Raw genomic sequence first — 14510 nt, forward strand, 5'->3', positions numbered from 1 at the left:
CCGCGACGACAAGGATATGCCATTCCTGGGGCGCGATCACCATACCGATGCGTATACCGTATGGTTGGCAGGAGGAGGTATAAAACCCGGCGTTTCTTACGGTGAAACCGATGAAATCGGATTTACGGGCATTGGGGGCCGGACATCGGTACACGACCTGCACGCCACGATGTTGCACCTGATGGGTTTTGACCACGAGCGCATGACCTACGAGTTCCAGGGACGGCCGTTCCGGCTCACGGATGTGGGCGGCGAGCTGATCAATGCCATTGTTTAACCGGAAACTTGGGACGATAATGAAAGCCAAAGAATTGGGGAAAGCGGTGTTGCCGCTGATGCTTATATGCTCGGTAATGATGATGAGCGCACAAACACTGGAAGTAAAGGTCAGTTTTTTTTGTACCAACTGGGGAGTGGCCGAGCCGTGGGACGCATTTTGCGCGCGCGTGAAATCGGCGGGCTTTGATGGCGTGGAAACGTGGCTGCCGGCCGACGGGCCGCAACGCGACGCGATGGAGGCCGCGTTGGAAAAATACGATCTGCAGCTTATTTTGCTCAGTAGTGGGAATGGCGATACGTTTGAGGCGTATCTGGAAAATTTCATTGCCAACCTGGAACGGGCGGTAGCCCGGCGCCCCCGATTGGTGAACTGCCATACGGGGAAAGATCACTTTACATTTGACCAAAATAAGGCGCTGATCGAGGCGGCAACGGCTATCAGCAAGGAAAGCGGGGTGGAGGTGGTGCACGAGACCCACAGGGGGCGATTCAGTTTTGCTGCACACGTGACCAAGTCATACCTGGAAGCGCTGCCGGAATTGGCACTGGCGCTGGACATCTCGCATTGGTGCAACGTACATGAATCGATGCTGGGAGACCAGCCGGAAGCGGTAGCGCTTGCCCTGTCGCGTACGCGGCATCTCCATGCGCGGGTAGGCCATCCGGAGGGACCACAGGTGAACGACCCACGGGCGCCCGAGTGGGCAGGGGTGGTGGCACAGCACATGGCGTGGTGGGACCGCGTGGTGGAATACCAGCGGCAGGGAGGCAAAACCGCCTTGACGATCACGACCGAATTCGGCCCCCCTACCTATATGCCGGTGCTACCCTATACGCGCCAGCCGGTAGCCGACCAGTGGTCGGTCAATAAGTATATGTTTGAACAGCTTAAAGCGAGGTATAGTGAATAATGGAAAACGCGGGTGATTTGATCTTGTTTTTTGGCCGGTGGCACCCCTTGCTGGTACACCTGCCCATTGGGATATTGATGGTGTCGTTTATCATCGCTTGGGCTTCCAGGCGCGAGGCCTACGGCGGCCTACGTCCGGCAGTGCCCTTTACGCTGCTTATGGGAGCCGTATCTGCTGTGCTGGCCAGCGGACTGGGCCTGCTACTTGCCAGCTATGGGGGCTATGAGGCCCGTACGCTGGGGTTCCACCAATGGTTTGGTATCGCGGTGGCCGTGTTGAGTGTAGGGGTATGGTGGCTTTACCGCGGCAGGACGGAACAGCGTACGGGAATGCGGCAATTTGTGAAATGGCGCCTTTCGATATTCAGTCTGTTGATGGTATTATTGTGTATAACGGGCCATTATGGCGGTACCCTGACCCATGGGGAAGGTTACCTTACCGAAACCATGCCGCCGGCACTCGGTGGGCTATTCGGGGTGGCGCGGTCGGAAGAGCCTTTTGTAATCGAAAACGTGCAGGAGGCAGCTATCTACGACGGCCTTATACAGCCTATTTTGGCCCGGCGCTGCCAAAGTTGCCACGGCGACAAGAAGCAGGAGGGTGGCTTGGCATTGCACGGGCGTGCGGGCCTGTTAGCGGGGGGTGATGGTGGTGCGGTGATTGTGCCCAGCCAGCCGGAGGAGAGTGAGCTTTACCACCGGTTGACGCTCCCGGTGAGCGACGAAAAACGTATGCCGCCGAAAGGTCGTACGCCGATAACCCCTGGGGAAATCGCCGTGATTGGATGGTGGATTGCACAGGGGGCACCCGCCGAAGGCCGGGTGGCGGATATGGAACAACCCGATGAAATTGCCACCGCATTGGCACAGTTGGAAGCGGGAAATGTCGAAGAGGCGCTACCGGAAGCCCCACCGCTAGATGCCGGCATTGTGCAGCAGTTGGTAGCGCGGGGCATCAAGGTGATGCCGGTGGCGAACGGTAGCAACTATGTGATGGTCAGCGCTATAAACGCTCCAGGCTTTAACGATGCCGATGCGGAGATGTTGGTGGGCCTCAAAGACAACATCGTGCAGCTCCAATTGGGACGCACCGCCATTACCGATGCGGGGATGGCCCACATCGGTAAACTGCCCGTACTGAAGAAGCTCCACTTGGAACACACCGCCGTAACCGATGGGGGATTGGCCGCGCTGGCAGCTTGTGCACAACTGCAATACCTCAATCTATCATCGACCGCTATCGGGAATAAGGGGGTGGACCATCTGAAGGCCTTGCCGGCTCTGACCCGGGTTTACCTCTTTGGCACCCATGTAACCGGCGCGGCCGTTGCCGAAATCCAAGCCGCACATCCTACCTTGGAGGTCGACACCGGCGGTTATGTGCTGCCGGCTTCGTAACGGCAAGCCCTGATTGCGATTTGGTCGATTAACAAAAATAAATCGTACCTTCGTCGTTATAATGTGCCAATTATGACACCGAGTTGCCTGCTGAGACAAACGGCCTTCATTATCGTAGGGTTCGTGGCTTCGTTGCCGCTAACCGTGCTGGCGGATCGCTTGGATAGCTTGGAACAGGTATTGAAGCATTCGCCTGTAGACGCTGCCTATGTGGAGGCACAGCTGGAGGTTTCCCGGTTATACCACCGCCAGGCACAACACGGCGACCGTTGCATGGCGCTTGCTACCGACGCGGTACAGCATGCGGTAGACCTTGGCGACACGTACCTCTATGCAAAGGCGCTGGACAACCTCGGGCTACTCTACCGCTACCATCAATATTACGCGCAGGCAGTACCATTGCACCAGAAAGCTTTCGACCTGACGGAGCACATGGCTATCCCATCGCTGAGTAAAATGATCTTTGCCAATAACACCGGGGTGGCGGCCCGCCACAACGGCAATTTCGATGTATCGGTGGCGTATTACCTGAAGGCACTGGCCATTGCCGAAAAGGAACAAGATACCAAGAACCAGGAAATTGCCAACAACGGGTTGGGCATAGCACTGATGAGCATTCCGGGCCGCGAAGAGGAGGCGCTACAGTACCTGAGGCAGGCCCTCGATATCGCAAAGGCCTCCAACAACACCTTGGGGCAGGCCATGAATTACCTTTCCATCGGAAGCTATTACGACGAAATCGGCGATCACCGGACGGCACGCGAATACCTGGCCGAGTTGCAACGGTTGAATGAGGAGATGGACGATAAGAATGGGATGGCTATCACCTTGGAAGCTATTGGCAATAGCTACCTGAAGGAAGGGAAGGACTTGCAAACGGCGGAAACCTATTTTGAGCGGTCGTTATCGTTGTATGAGGCGTTGGATAATCCACTTGGCCAGGCTACGGTGGCGAGCAGCATCGGTGACGTTTTTCGGCAGCGGGGACAACTGGGGCAGGCACTAACGGCATATTCGAGGGCCTATGATGTGGGCAACGAGCTGCGGCACTACGCCATGCTACAACACAGCGCAGCCGCGATGTCGGACACCTACGAGCAGCAGGGTGACAGCAAGCGGGCCCTGACGTTCTATCGCATTGCACAGCAGTATAAAGACAGCCTTGCCTTCCACGAACAGCAAGTGGCGATTTCCGCTATCAAACAGCAATATGATCTCGAGAGCAAGGAGGCGGAAATAGAATTGCTCACCAAAGACAAGCAACTGGCCGAGGCCAAGCTGCGTACCGGAAACCTGATTATCTTCGCGATGGTGGGGCTGTTGGCTGTGGCGGCGGGCTTCCTGTTTTTCAAGCTCCGTATGCGGCGGTTGAAGATGCGATCGGACGAGCTGATAAAGCGGCAGAAGGATGCCCGCTTGAAGGCGCTGTACGAAAAGAACCTCATGGAAGCGGAAATCATTGCCACACGGATGCAGATCAATCCCCATTTCATGTTTAACTGCCTGGGGTCGATTCGCGTCTTGGTAGAGCAGAGGGAATACGACCGTGCGCTCAATTACCTTGTCCATTTCAGCCACTTTATCCGCCGGGTGCTGGAAATTTCGTATCGGCCGGTACACCGCGTGTGCGATGAGTTGATGCTGCTCGATCAATACCTGAAACTGGAAAAGAACCGCTTTGACGGCGAATTTACCTACCAGATCGTCAATGAAATGGAAGAATGGGAAAACCGCGACGTAATCCCTGCGTTGTTGCTCCAGCCTTTCGTGGAAAACGCACTCTGCCACGGGTTGGCACCCTCCGGTCGGAGAGACAAGCGCTTGCGGATCGTCGCCAGGTCGGACGGTTCGGCGATTCAGCTAACGGTGGAGGACAATGGGGTGGGCTTGGGGGAGCCCCTGACGGATCGATCAGACCATAAAAGCATGGGCCACCGTATTACCGATAAGCGGATTGATCTGTTCAACAAGAGCTATCGGGACCACATTCAATGGAATATCGAGAACCGCTTAAGCCCTGACGGGACGGTGGAGGGGACCCGCGCACATATCGCTATCCTCATAGCGGATACCCAGGTATCGGAAATGAGACGCGAAGTCTCCTGATTAGCTTATTTTTTACGTACCTTTGCCCGCGTTTTACGATAGTGGGCATAAGTGATATTTTAGCGAAATTTCGCCAGAGCGACCCGGTAGCGGCCTTGGCGAAGGCCTTGCAGGGCAAAAACCCGAACATCCACCTCAAAGGATTGATCGGGTCGGCCGATGCGATGGTGGCCGTGGCATGCTACCAGTTGCAAGAGCGGCCCCTTGTATTCGTACTGCCCACCCATGAGGATGCCGCTTATTTCCTAAGCGACCTGGAAGGGCTGCTCGACAAGCAGGTGCTCTTCTTCCCAGCCTCCTACCGCAAAGCATTCGACTTTACGCAGACCGATAGCGCCCACGTATTGCAGCGCGCCGAAACGTTGAGCACGCTCAACCATACAAGCGAGCTGCCCAAGATGGTGGTAACCTATCCCGAGGCCCTTGCCGAAAAGGTAATCAATCGCAGCGACCTCGAGAAAAATACGCTCGAGATTACCCAGCGCGCAAACCTTGATATCGACTTCATCAATGAATTCTTGCAGGAGTACGAGTTTGAACGGGTAGACTTCGTGTATGAGCCGGGGCAGTACGCCATCCGTGGGGGCATCGTAGATATCTTCTCGTTTTCTAACGACCTACCTTACCGTATCGAATTTTTCGGTAACGATATCGAAAGTATCCGCACGTTCGATATCGAAAGCCAGCTATCGGTAAGTAACATCCATACGGTGACCATCGTGCCCAACGTACAAGCGAAGTTCCTTACGGAAGGCAACATCGCGTTGCTGGAATACATCCCGGCCGATGCGGTGATTTGGTTCGAAGATGTGCAGTTTACACTGGATATCATTGCGCGCGGTTATAAGAAGGCCACCGAATTGTGGCGTGCCCTATCGCCCGAAGACAAGCAGCAGAACCCCGAGTGGGTGGACCCGAAGTACAACTTTATCGACGATAAGAACCTGTCGGCCATCTTGCGTGACTTCGCCGTGGTGGAATTCGGTAAACAATTTCTGTATAAAGCCGATGATACGATCGCGTTTGGGCAGCGGCCACAGCCGTCATTCAACAAGGATTTCAGCCTGCTGATACATAATTTCAAAGAGAACGAGAAGGCCCGTATCGAGAATTGCATTTTCAGTGATTCGCCCAGGCAAATAGAACGGCTGATCACCATCCTGGAAGACATGGACGGATCGGTCACTTTCACGCCCATACATACCGCGTTGCGCGAAGGCTTTGCCGATGTGGCGCTTGGCGTGGCATGCTATACCGACCACCAAGTATTTGACCGCTATTACAAATACAAACGGAAAAAGGGTTATGAACGCTCACAGGCTATTACCCTGAAGGAATTACGCGACCTGAAGCCCGGCGATTACATTACCCACATCGACCACGGCATCGGCAAATATGCCGGACTGGAAAAGGTGGAGGTGAATGGCAAGATACAGGAGTCTATCAGGTTGGTGTATGCAGACAATGACCTGCTGTATGTAAATATCAACTCGCTGAATCGTATCTCGAAATATACGGGCAAGGATGGGGTGGTTCCCAAGATGAACAAGCTGGGTACTGACGCATGGGACAAACTGAAGAAAACCACTAAAAAAAAAGTTAAGGACATTGCGCGTGATCTCATAAAGCTGTACGCGCAACGTAAGGCACAAACAGGTAACGCATTCAGCCCGGATACCTACCTACAGACCGAGCTGGAGGCTTCGTTTATCTACGAGGACACCCCCGATCAAGAGAAGGCGACGTACGATGTGAAGCGCGATATGGAATCGCCCAATCCGATGGATCGCCTTGTGTGTGGCGACGTGGGCTTTGGCAAGACGGAGGTAGCCATACGCGCGGCATTTAAGGCGGTAGCGGATAGCAAACAGGTGGCCGTGCTGGTGCCAACCACCATTCTGGCCATGCAGCATCACCGTACCTTTACCGAGCGCCTGAAGGGATTTCCCTGCACCATCGATTACATCAACCGGTTTAAAACCAATAAACAGATCAAGGAAACGCTGGCGCGGCTTGCGGAGGGCAAGCTGGATATCATTATCGGCACGCACCGTCTGGTGAGCAAAGATGTGAAATTCAAAGACCTTGGCCTGATGATCGTGGATGAGGAGCAGAAATTTGGTGTGGGGGTGAAAGAGAAACTCAAGCAGCTACGCGCCAATGTGGATGTGCTGACCCTGACGGCCACACCGATACCGCGTACGTTGCATTTCTCATTGATGGGCGCGCGCGACCTCAGCATCATCAATACGCCTCCGCCAAACCGGCAACCGGTGCAGACGGAGTTGCATATCTTTAACGAAACACTCATCCAAGAGGCGGTAAGTTATGAGGTAGACCGGGGTGGGCAGGTGTTCTTTATCCACAACCGCGTCGCCGACCTGCCGCAACTGGGCAATTTAATCATGAAACTGGTGCCCCACGCGCGGGTAGGGGTAGCCCACGGTCAACTGGAGGGCGATGCCTTGGAGGATGTGATGCTCAAATTCGTGGAACATGAGTATGACGTGCTGGTGGCCACCACCATCATCGAGGCGGGGTTGGACATCCCCAACGCGAACACCATCATCATCAACCACGCCCACATGTTTGGACTGAGCGACCTCCACCAGATGCGGGGACGTGTGGGGCGCTCCAATAAAAAGGCCTTCTGCTACCTGTTGAGCCCGCCGCTTTCGACACTCACGGCGGAGGCCTATAAACGGCTCAATGCGATCGAAGAGTTTTCGGAACTGGGCAGCGGCTTCAACGTGGCCATGCGCGACCTCGACATCCGTGGTAGTGGCAACTTGTTGGGGGCTGAGCAGAGCGGCTTCATTGCCGAGATTGGCTTTGAGATGTACCATAAAATACTGGATGAAGCTATCCAAGAACTGAAAGACGACGAATTCTCGGCATTGTTTACCGATGTGAAGCCGCGCGACTTCGTGTCGTTCACCCAGATCGATACCGACCTCGAAGTACTCATTCCCGATGAGTATGTGACCAATGTGGCCGAACGGTACAACCTCTATAATGAGATTTCCAAGTTGGAAGACGCGGAGCAGCTAGATGCCTTCAGGCAGTCGCTGCGAGACCGGTTCGGGCCGATACCGCCACAGGTAGAGGAGCTGCTGAACACGTTGCGATTGCAGTGGCTGGGTAAGGAAATCGGCTTTGAAAAAGTATCTTTCAAGAAAAATGTTCTCCGCGGCTATTTCGCCACCAACCCCGCCTACTTCGAGAGTGACCGCTTTGGTAGAATATTGCAGTTTGTACAGCATAACCCTACCATCTGCAACCTCAAGGAGGTAAAGGGGTCACTGCGTATCGCCTTCGAGCGGGTGCCAGACATCCAGCACGCCATTGCCATATTGGGCGACATGGCGGGGTAGCGGTTTTTCCCTGCCGTTGGTATCGGATTTTATGCTGATACTTGTAAAAAGTATCCATTATTAAATACAACATTATGAAGAACAAAATCCAATTCGCCTTGCGTTTATTGTTTGGTATTGGCTACGTCAATTCGGGGCTGAACAAGTTTTTTAACTACATGCCGGTGCCGGACGACCTGCCGGAAGCGCTGATACGTGTTTTTACGGCATTCATGGAAATCGGTTGGCTGATGCCTTTGGTGGCCGTGATCGAGATTGTGGGCGGCTTGCTGTTTATTCCACCTAAGTTTAAGGCATTGGGCGCCATTGTTATCTTCCCTATTTCGGTAGGTGTGCTGCTCATCCACTTGACGGTAGCGCCTGCCGGGTTGCCGATGGCACTATTCATCATGGCGATAAACGTGTGGGTGATTATCGATAACCGCCGAAAATACCTGCCGATGGTGCATGAATGAGTGTTTTTTTTCCGATAGGATAGGAAAACCGTTGGGTCTGAACATTGTTTATATGGTATGGATGGTGTAGGGAAAGGGAGGGTTATCATTTTTACCAATTAAACACAGTATGATGAAAAGGTTAGACTTCAACACTCAACAAAGCGGTTTATGGGTGCCTAGTGGCACACAGACCCCGCGCCGGCATCCGTTAGCGCTCATTACCATGTTGTTGACGGGCCTATTTTTAGCGGCTTGCGACGCAAACAATGCAGCGGAGCGAAGTGAAGCCGCGCTGCAGCAGGAGAAAGATGCCGTATTGGCAACCATTGAAAAGGAAACAGCGGCGTTTTTTGCGAGAGATTATGACAATTGGAAATCGACCTATGTACAGGAAGAGTATGCTTTCCAGGCATGGAGCAACCGAGACGGTACCTTCGATTCCAGCGTGGGCTGGGAGAATATCGATAATACGGTGGGTAAGTACATCCATGAAAACCCCGAGCCGGTATCGAGCCACCCGATCGTGGAAAGGAAAAACATCACGTTCAAATTCTATGGCGACGATGTAGCATATCTGACGTGGGACCAGTTTAATAGTGACCGGAAAGGGGAAGTATTCTTTCACAGCAAGGAGGTGCGGCTAATGGAAAAAATCGACGGCACGTGGAAAATCGTGTGCGTGTCGGCATTTTGGGATTTCAAGAACCTGATTTCGGTAGATAAGTTGCCCGATATCCGCCGGATGGACAAAGAAAACCGGGGCAAGGATAAGATATAGATATAGCCGCCACGCTATTAAAGAAGCGTCACGGGTCGTTTAGAGCATGACCCGTGGCGTTGTGCTCAACAGCTATGGATTTCGGATTAATTCACCGCCGGCAACAGCGAATAGTCTTTGCCGTATTCCAGCATCTGGCCGTAGAAGTCGGTTACATATTCCAGCTTCACGTCGGTGATCTCGCCATTTTCCTCGATGGCGGTAAGCCTTGGTTGCACGAAGCCTTTGTAAGGCTTTAGTTTCAGTTTCGCATAACGTGCCAACACTTCGTCATGGAGTTCGCGGTTCACTTTCACGCCGTAGGTTTCGACGAGGTTTTTACCGGCTTCGTAATCGCCTTCGGATTTGATCCGTTGGATTTCGCGGAGCAGTTCGCCGAATAGGGTACGTAGTTTTTCGTAATCGTTGACCTGGATGTAGGTTTTGCCTTCGATTTTCTCGAATGAGACGACGTTGTCTGCCTTGCCCTTTTCATACACCCAGTATGCATTGAGTGCGCGGTTGCGCATGTGGGCTTCCTCAATCTGGTCGCCCGCATTGATACGCGTGAGCTGTGTCATCAATCCATTCATCATGTAGCTATCGTATTCTGCTTTGCCGGCTTCCAGCGACGGCATGACGCCGATTTCGATGAGCTTGGGATCGAGGATATAATACAGGGCCACGAGGTCGGCCCGGGCTTCTTCCAGGCATGACGCATAGCTTTTGAGCGTTTTGTCGGTGGTGCCCACGCCGGGGTTGATCTGGCCGGAAGCGTGGCCGATGCACTCGTGCATATCGGTATGGAGGTCGCTCGCTAAGTTGCCGTATTTTTTCATGCGGCTCAGCTTGGCTGTATCGGCTACAAACTCTTCGAGGAAGCCACTGTTGGCACTGCTTTCATTGTAGGCGTGTACGATATTACTAAGCGATACCGACTTGGAGCCGTACTCCTTGCGCAGCCAGTCGGAGTTGGGCAGGTTGATGCCAATGGGCGTACTGGGAGCTGAGTCCCCTGCCTCTGCAATGACCGTGATGGCTTTGGCGCTGATACCTTTCACTTCCTTCTTTTTGTGTTCGGGCATGAGGGGTGAGTTGTCTTCGAACCATTGCGCCTCGTCGGCGATGGCCTTGATACGCTTGGTGCTTTCGAGGTCTTTCAAGGAGAGTACCGCTTCGTAGCTACCCTTGATGCCCATGGCATCATTGTACACTTCGATGAAGCCATTGGCGAAATCGATCGTACCGGTGGTATCCTGCACCCACGCTTTGTTGTATGCATCCCACGTGTGGAGGTCGCCTGTGCGGTAATACTCCGCTAAAAGGGTGAGTGCCTGTTGCTGGGTCGGGTTTTCGGCCAACGGGATGGCTTTTTCGAGCCAGAAAACAATCTGGTCGATGGCGCTGCCGTACATGCCGTCTGATTTCCATACCTGTTCGGTAATCTTGCCATCTATTTTCACCACTTTGCTATTGAGGCCCCATTCGGGATCGTGGCCCGTATCGGGGAACGTGCTATAAAAGGCTTCGACCTCCTGCTGGGTAACGCCCTCATAGAAGTTGTTGGACGATTGGGCCACGTGATCGATTCCTTCGGTGAGGTTGACCATCTTGGGGTTGACCGTGGGGTCGAATATGACCGGTTGGATGCGGTGGATGAACGCCGCGACACTTTCGCCCTCGAGCAGCGGAAGGGTTGCCGTGTCGCAGGCTTGTACTAGCCCGGCGAAGAATTCGGTGCTGCACTCGGGTACAAATTTGTCGTTGGAGTAATGGTGGTGGGCACCGTTGCTGAACCAGAAACGGCCAGCATAGGTTTTGAGCTTCGCCCACTCGGCGCCACTTTTATCCGTTTTGGGATTATTGAAGATCGCTTCGAGGGTTTTCCGGATGGTGAGGTTGTCTTTGCCGCGTTGGTCGTAGATGATGTCGCGGCCCGAGAGCGCTGCTTTGTAAAGGTAGTAAGCCAGCTTTTTCTGCTGGAGGGTAAGTGCATCGAACCCCGGCACATCGTAGCGCAGGATTTCGAGGTCGGCAAATGCGTCAACCGTAACAGGTGATGCTTGCTCATCGGTAGCCGTGTCGCTTTCCGGCGACTGGCACGACTGGGATAGGGTAGCCAGGGCTATGGAGCTGACAACTAGCATAGTGACTTTGGTACGTACAGTTTTCATGATTGAAACATTCATTTAGTGCATGGTATCGCGGCCGAATTGGTGCTCGGCACCCTGCAAAGGAAATAAAATAAAACCGAAAACCATTCTTTTGTTTAGTTTCGCGGTGAAATTCTGCTAATAGTTAGGTGAAAAGTTCGATTCAACAGGCGGGGTATGTGATTGCGGGTACCGTGTTTGCCGTCTTGTGGGCGTCGGCATCGGCAGCTACGAAGATCGGCCTGCTCGTGGCGCAGCCTTTTATTATTGCCATCGCGCGCTTTGCGGTGGCCGCTACGGTCATGCTGGTCATTGCGCACCTCGTAATGGGACAGCCGTTGCCGGTGGGGCGGCAACTGTGGAAGCGACTTGCCGTTTATGGATTCCTGAATGTGGGCCTGTATCTCGGTTTGTATGTGGTAGCCATGCAGGAGGTGTCGGCAGGGCTAGGCGCTTTGTTTGTGGCTACCAATCCCGTGCTCATCGCCGTGATGGGCGCGGTATGGTATAAGCAGCCTGTGGGTTGGAGCACCGTGGCAAGTTTCGTCCTGTGCATTGCCGGCATGCTGCTGGCATCGTATCCGCTGTTTGGCGAAAGCTATGCAACTCCCCGCGGCCTTGCCGTGCTTTTCTTCAGTATGCTTTCCTACTCGGCGGGGGCGATTTATTTCGCCCAACGGGATTGGGGCAAATTGCATATCCTCACCATCAATGGGTGGCAAACGCTAATCGGCGGGTTGTGCGTACTGCCGTTTGCGGCGTCTTTCTATGACGAGACAGCCAATACGTTCGATGGCCGATTTTGGGGTGCGGTGCTGTGGTTGGCCATTGCCGTTTCGGTCGTTGCCGTGCTCCTTTGGCTGTACCTTTTGCGCGATAATCCCATCAAGGCGTCGGCCTGGTTGTTCCTATGCCCCGTTGCGGGGTTTGCCATTGCGGCAACGTTTATGGGTGAACCCCTCTCTTGGCACACGTGGGCCGGCGTGCTGCTTGTGATGGTGGGGCTGTATATTGTGCAACGCCGCCGCGCGGTAGCTGACTGATTTATTATATTTGCCATGGGTTGGCCCATAAATGAAACCCAACATGACCAAAGGTACCACGATCTTGATTGGATTTGTCGCCTTGAAGCTTGTCCTCCAGGCGGTGTTGATAGATCCGGTGTACGAGCTGCACCGCGATGAATTCCTTCACCTCGACCAGGCCAACCATTTGGCATGGGGCTACGTATCTGTACCGCCCGTAACTTCATGGATTTCTTTTGTAATTAAGGTTTTAGGTAACTCGGTCTTTTGGGTGAAGTTTTTTCCGGCCACCTTCGGGGCGCTGACGATCGTGGTGGTGTGGAAAACGATCGGCGCATTGGGTGGCAATCTCCTCGCCAGGTCGTTGGGGGCAACATGCGTGTTGTTTTCCGCACTGTTGCGGTTGAATACGCTGTATCAGCCAAACTCGTTGGATATATTAGCGTGGACAGCCTTCTATGCCGTGGCGGTACTGTATCTCCGATCTGAAAAACAGAAGTGGCTTTATATGGGGGCGGTGGTGTTTGCCATTGGTTTCCTGAATAAATACAACATTGCTTTCTTACTCATCGGCCTCTTGCCAGCTATCCTGATGACGCCCGCGCGGAAGGTGTTTACGAAGCGAGCGTTTTATGGTGCCGTGGTATTGGCGGCCCTGATCGTGTTACCGAATCTATGGTGGCAATACCGGCACGGTTTTCCGGTGATGGAGCACATGAAGGAGCTATCGGAAACGCAACTGGTACATGTAGACCGTTGGTCATTCCTGATGTCCCAAATATTGTTTTTTTTAGGGTCGTTGCCAGTTATTGCAGCGGGACTTTATGGGCTATTGCGCCACCCGACGCTGGCAAAATACATCGTTTTCTTCTGGATGTTTTTCATTACGCTGGCGGTGTTTGTTTATTTTAGGGCGAAAGACTATTACGCCATCGGATTGTATCCCATATACATCGCATTCGGCTCGGTTTACCTTGGCGATGTGCTCCGCGCGGGATGGCGACGGTACTGGTGGCCCGTATTGATGGCGATACCTCCACTATTGTTTATCCCGATGTATCGGTATTTTTTTCCGAATGAGCGCCCGGAAGCGATCGTGCAACAGGGCCGATCGCACCGCTGGGAGGACGGTAAAGACCACCTGTTGCCGCAAGACTATGCGGATATGCTGGGTTGGAAGGAACTGGCGCGTAAAGTAGACCATTTGTATGCTAAGCTCTGCAAGCAGGGAAAGACATTGGTGCTATGTGACAACTATGGACAGGCGGGGGCGATAAACTTCTATACGGCCCAAGGAATAAAGGCGGTGTCGTTCAGTGCGGATTATATAAACTGGTTTGATCTGGATACACCCTACCGCCATATGATCCGGATAAAGGATGCCGCGGGTTCGGCACAAGAACTGGCAGAAACCGCCCCGTATTTCCAGATGGCGATAAAAGCCGATTCGGTGATCAATCCGTTCGCCCGTGAGCGGGGAACGACGATATTCGTGTTTACAGATGCAAAAATTGATATCAATAAGCGGATATCCGAGGAATTAACCGAAGGCGATTGATTTTTTGCTAAGTTTGCATGGGTAGGCAGCAGCCCTTTTCAAACTTCACGTAGCATGAGTCATATAGAAACTGATTTGATCCACGCGGGTAAGTCGTTTAACGACACCCAGGCCGTGGTTCCGCCCATTTACCAAACTTCAACATATTATGCATCGGCCGATGCGGACGCTTACATGGCGGCGGCGACCGATGCCCGATATCCCTATTTTTATCACCGCCATGGCAACCCGGTGAGTAGCCAAGCGGCCGAGGTGGTGGCCGGATTGGAAGGCACCGGTGCGGCGCTGCTTACGGCTACGGGTATGGCGGCCATCAGCACGGCCGTCCTTACGGTGGTGAAGGCGGGCGACCATGTGGTGGCGCAGCAGTCGCACTATTCGGCGGCGAGTATCCTGCTGAAAGAGCTGTTGCCGCAGTTCGGCGTGGCGGTATCTTACTTTGATCAAGGCGACAATGCTTCGCTCGACAAGGAACTCCGTGATACGACGACATTGATTTACCTGGAAACACCC

General features: G+C 53.5%; 11 protein-coding genes. 10 read left to right on the plus strand and 1 reads right to left on the minus strand.

Annotated elements, in window-relative coordinates; genetic code table 11:
• The 7 genes from ACO1NT_RS11150 to ACO1NT_RS11180 form a co-directional block, all read left to right on the plus strand.
• The coding region (locus ACO1NT_RS11150) for a DUF1501 domain-containing protein (RefSeq protein ID WP_449048704.1) at positions 1 to 277 on the plus strand (277 nt) is incomplete at its 5' end.
• Between the two features lie 19 nt (positions 278 to 296).
• The gene (locus tag ACO1NT_RS11155; RefSeq protein ID WP_449048705.1) at positions 297 to 1190 is read left to right on the plus strand and encodes a sugar phosphate isomerase/epimerase family protein; all 894 of its coding nucleotides are present in this window, start codon (positions 297 to 299) and stop codon (positions 1188 to 1190) included.
• Positions 1190 to 2587, plus strand: a complete 1398-nt coding sequence (locus ACO1NT_RS11160) for a c-type cytochrome domain-containing protein (RefSeq protein WP_449048706.1) — start codon at positions 1190 to 1192, stop codon at positions 2585 to 2587. Before ACO1NT_RS11155 ends, ACO1NT_RS11160 begins: the two co-directional genes overlap by 1 nt.
• 72 nt (positions 2588 to 2659) lie before the next feature.
• The gene (locus ACO1NT_RS11165; RefSeq protein WP_449048707.1) at positions 2660 to 4693 is read left to right on the plus strand and encodes a tetratricopeptide repeat-containing sensor histidine kinase; all 2034 of its coding nucleotides are present in this window, start codon (positions 2660 to 2662) and stop codon (positions 4691 to 4693) included.
• 41 nt (positions 4694 to 4734) lie between these two features.
• On the plus strand, positions 4735 to 8067 hold the full coding sequence (gene mfd, locus ACO1NT_RS11170) for a transcription-repair coupling factor (RefSeq protein WP_449048708.1): 3333 nt from the start codon (positions 4735 to 4737) through the stop codon (positions 8065 to 8067).
• Between the two features lie 74 nt (positions 8068 to 8141).
• Complete coding sequence (locus ACO1NT_RS11175) at positions 8142 to 8522, plus strand: DoxX family membrane protein (protein WP_449048709.1); 381 nt, start codon at positions 8142 to 8144, stop codon at positions 8520 to 8522.
• A 109-nt stretch (positions 8523 to 8631) separates the two neighbouring features.
• Positions 8632 to 9282 (plus strand): hypothetical protein, encoded by a 651-nt coding sequence (locus ACO1NT_RS11180; RefSeq protein ID WP_449048710.1) that lies wholly within the window; start codon positions 8632 to 8634, stop codon positions 9280 to 9282.
• Positions 9283 to 9368: 86 nt separating this feature from the next.
• Here the strand turns inward: ACO1NT_RS11180 and ACO1NT_RS11185 are convergent, their stop codons facing one another.
• On the minus strand, positions 9369 to 11435 hold the full coding sequence (locus ACO1NT_RS11185; RefSeq protein WP_449048711.1) for a dipeptidyl-peptidase 3 family protein: 2067 nt from the start codon (positions 11433 to 11435) through the stop codon (positions 9369 to 9371).
• Between the two features lie 128 nt (positions 11436 to 11563).
• On the opposite strand from ACO1NT_RS11185, the gene ACO1NT_RS11190 reads away from it, so the two are divergent.
• The 3 genes from ACO1NT_RS11190 to ACO1NT_RS11200 all read left to right on the plus strand — a co-directional run.
• Positions 11564 to 12457 carry a DMT family transporter gene (locus tag ACO1NT_RS11190; RefSeq protein ID WP_449048712.1) on the plus strand — a complete coding sequence of 298 codons (894 nt, stop codon included), beginning with the start codon at positions 11564 to 11566 and terminating at the stop codon, positions 12455 to 12457.
• Positions 12458 to 12500: 43 nt separating this feature from the next.
• Positions 12501 to 13997 (plus strand): glycosyltransferase family 39 protein, encoded by a 1497-nt coding sequence (locus ACO1NT_RS11195; protein ID WP_449048713.1) that lies wholly within the window; start codon positions 12501 to 12503, stop codon positions 13995 to 13997.
• Positions 13998 to 14051: 54 nt separating this feature from the next.
• The coding region (locus tag ACO1NT_RS11200; RefSeq protein ID WP_449048714.1) for a PLP-dependent transferase at positions 14052 to 14510 on the plus strand (459 nt) is incomplete at its 3' end.

Source organism: Parapedobacter sp., from assembly GCF_053550995.1.

What these genes read in the sequence shown, in the direction of transcription:
- ACO1NT_RS11155 (WP_449048705.1), top strand. Translation starts at nt 297, where the DNA reads ATGAAAGCCAAAGAATTGGGGAAAGCGGTGTTGCCGCTGATGCTTATA.
- ACO1NT_RS11195 (WP_449048713.1), top strand. Translation starts at nt 12,501, where the DNA reads ATGACCAAAGGTACCACGATCTTGATTGGATTTGTCGCCTTGAAGCTT.
- ACO1NT_RS11165 (WP_449048707.1), top strand. Translation starts at nt 2,660, where the DNA reads ATGACACCGAGTTGCCTGCTGAGACAAACGGCCTTCATTATCGTAGGG.
- ACO1NT_RS11160 (WP_449048706.1), top strand. Translation starts at nt 1,190, where the DNA reads ATGGAAAACGCGGGTGATTTGATCTTGTTTTTTGGCCGGTGGCACCCC.
- ACO1NT_RS11175 (WP_449048709.1), top strand. Translation starts at nt 8,142, where the DNA reads ATGAAGAACAAAATCCAATTCGCCTTGCGTTTATTGTTTGGTATTGGC.
- ACO1NT_RS11185 (WP_449048711.1), bottom strand. Translation starts at nt 11,435, where the DNA reads ATGAAAACTGTACGTACCAAAGTCACTATGCTAGTTGTCAGCTCCATA.
- ACO1NT_RS11180 (WP_449048710.1), top strand. Translation starts at nt 8,632, where the DNA reads ATGATGAAAAGGTTAGACTTCAACACTCAACAAAGCGGTTTATGGGTG.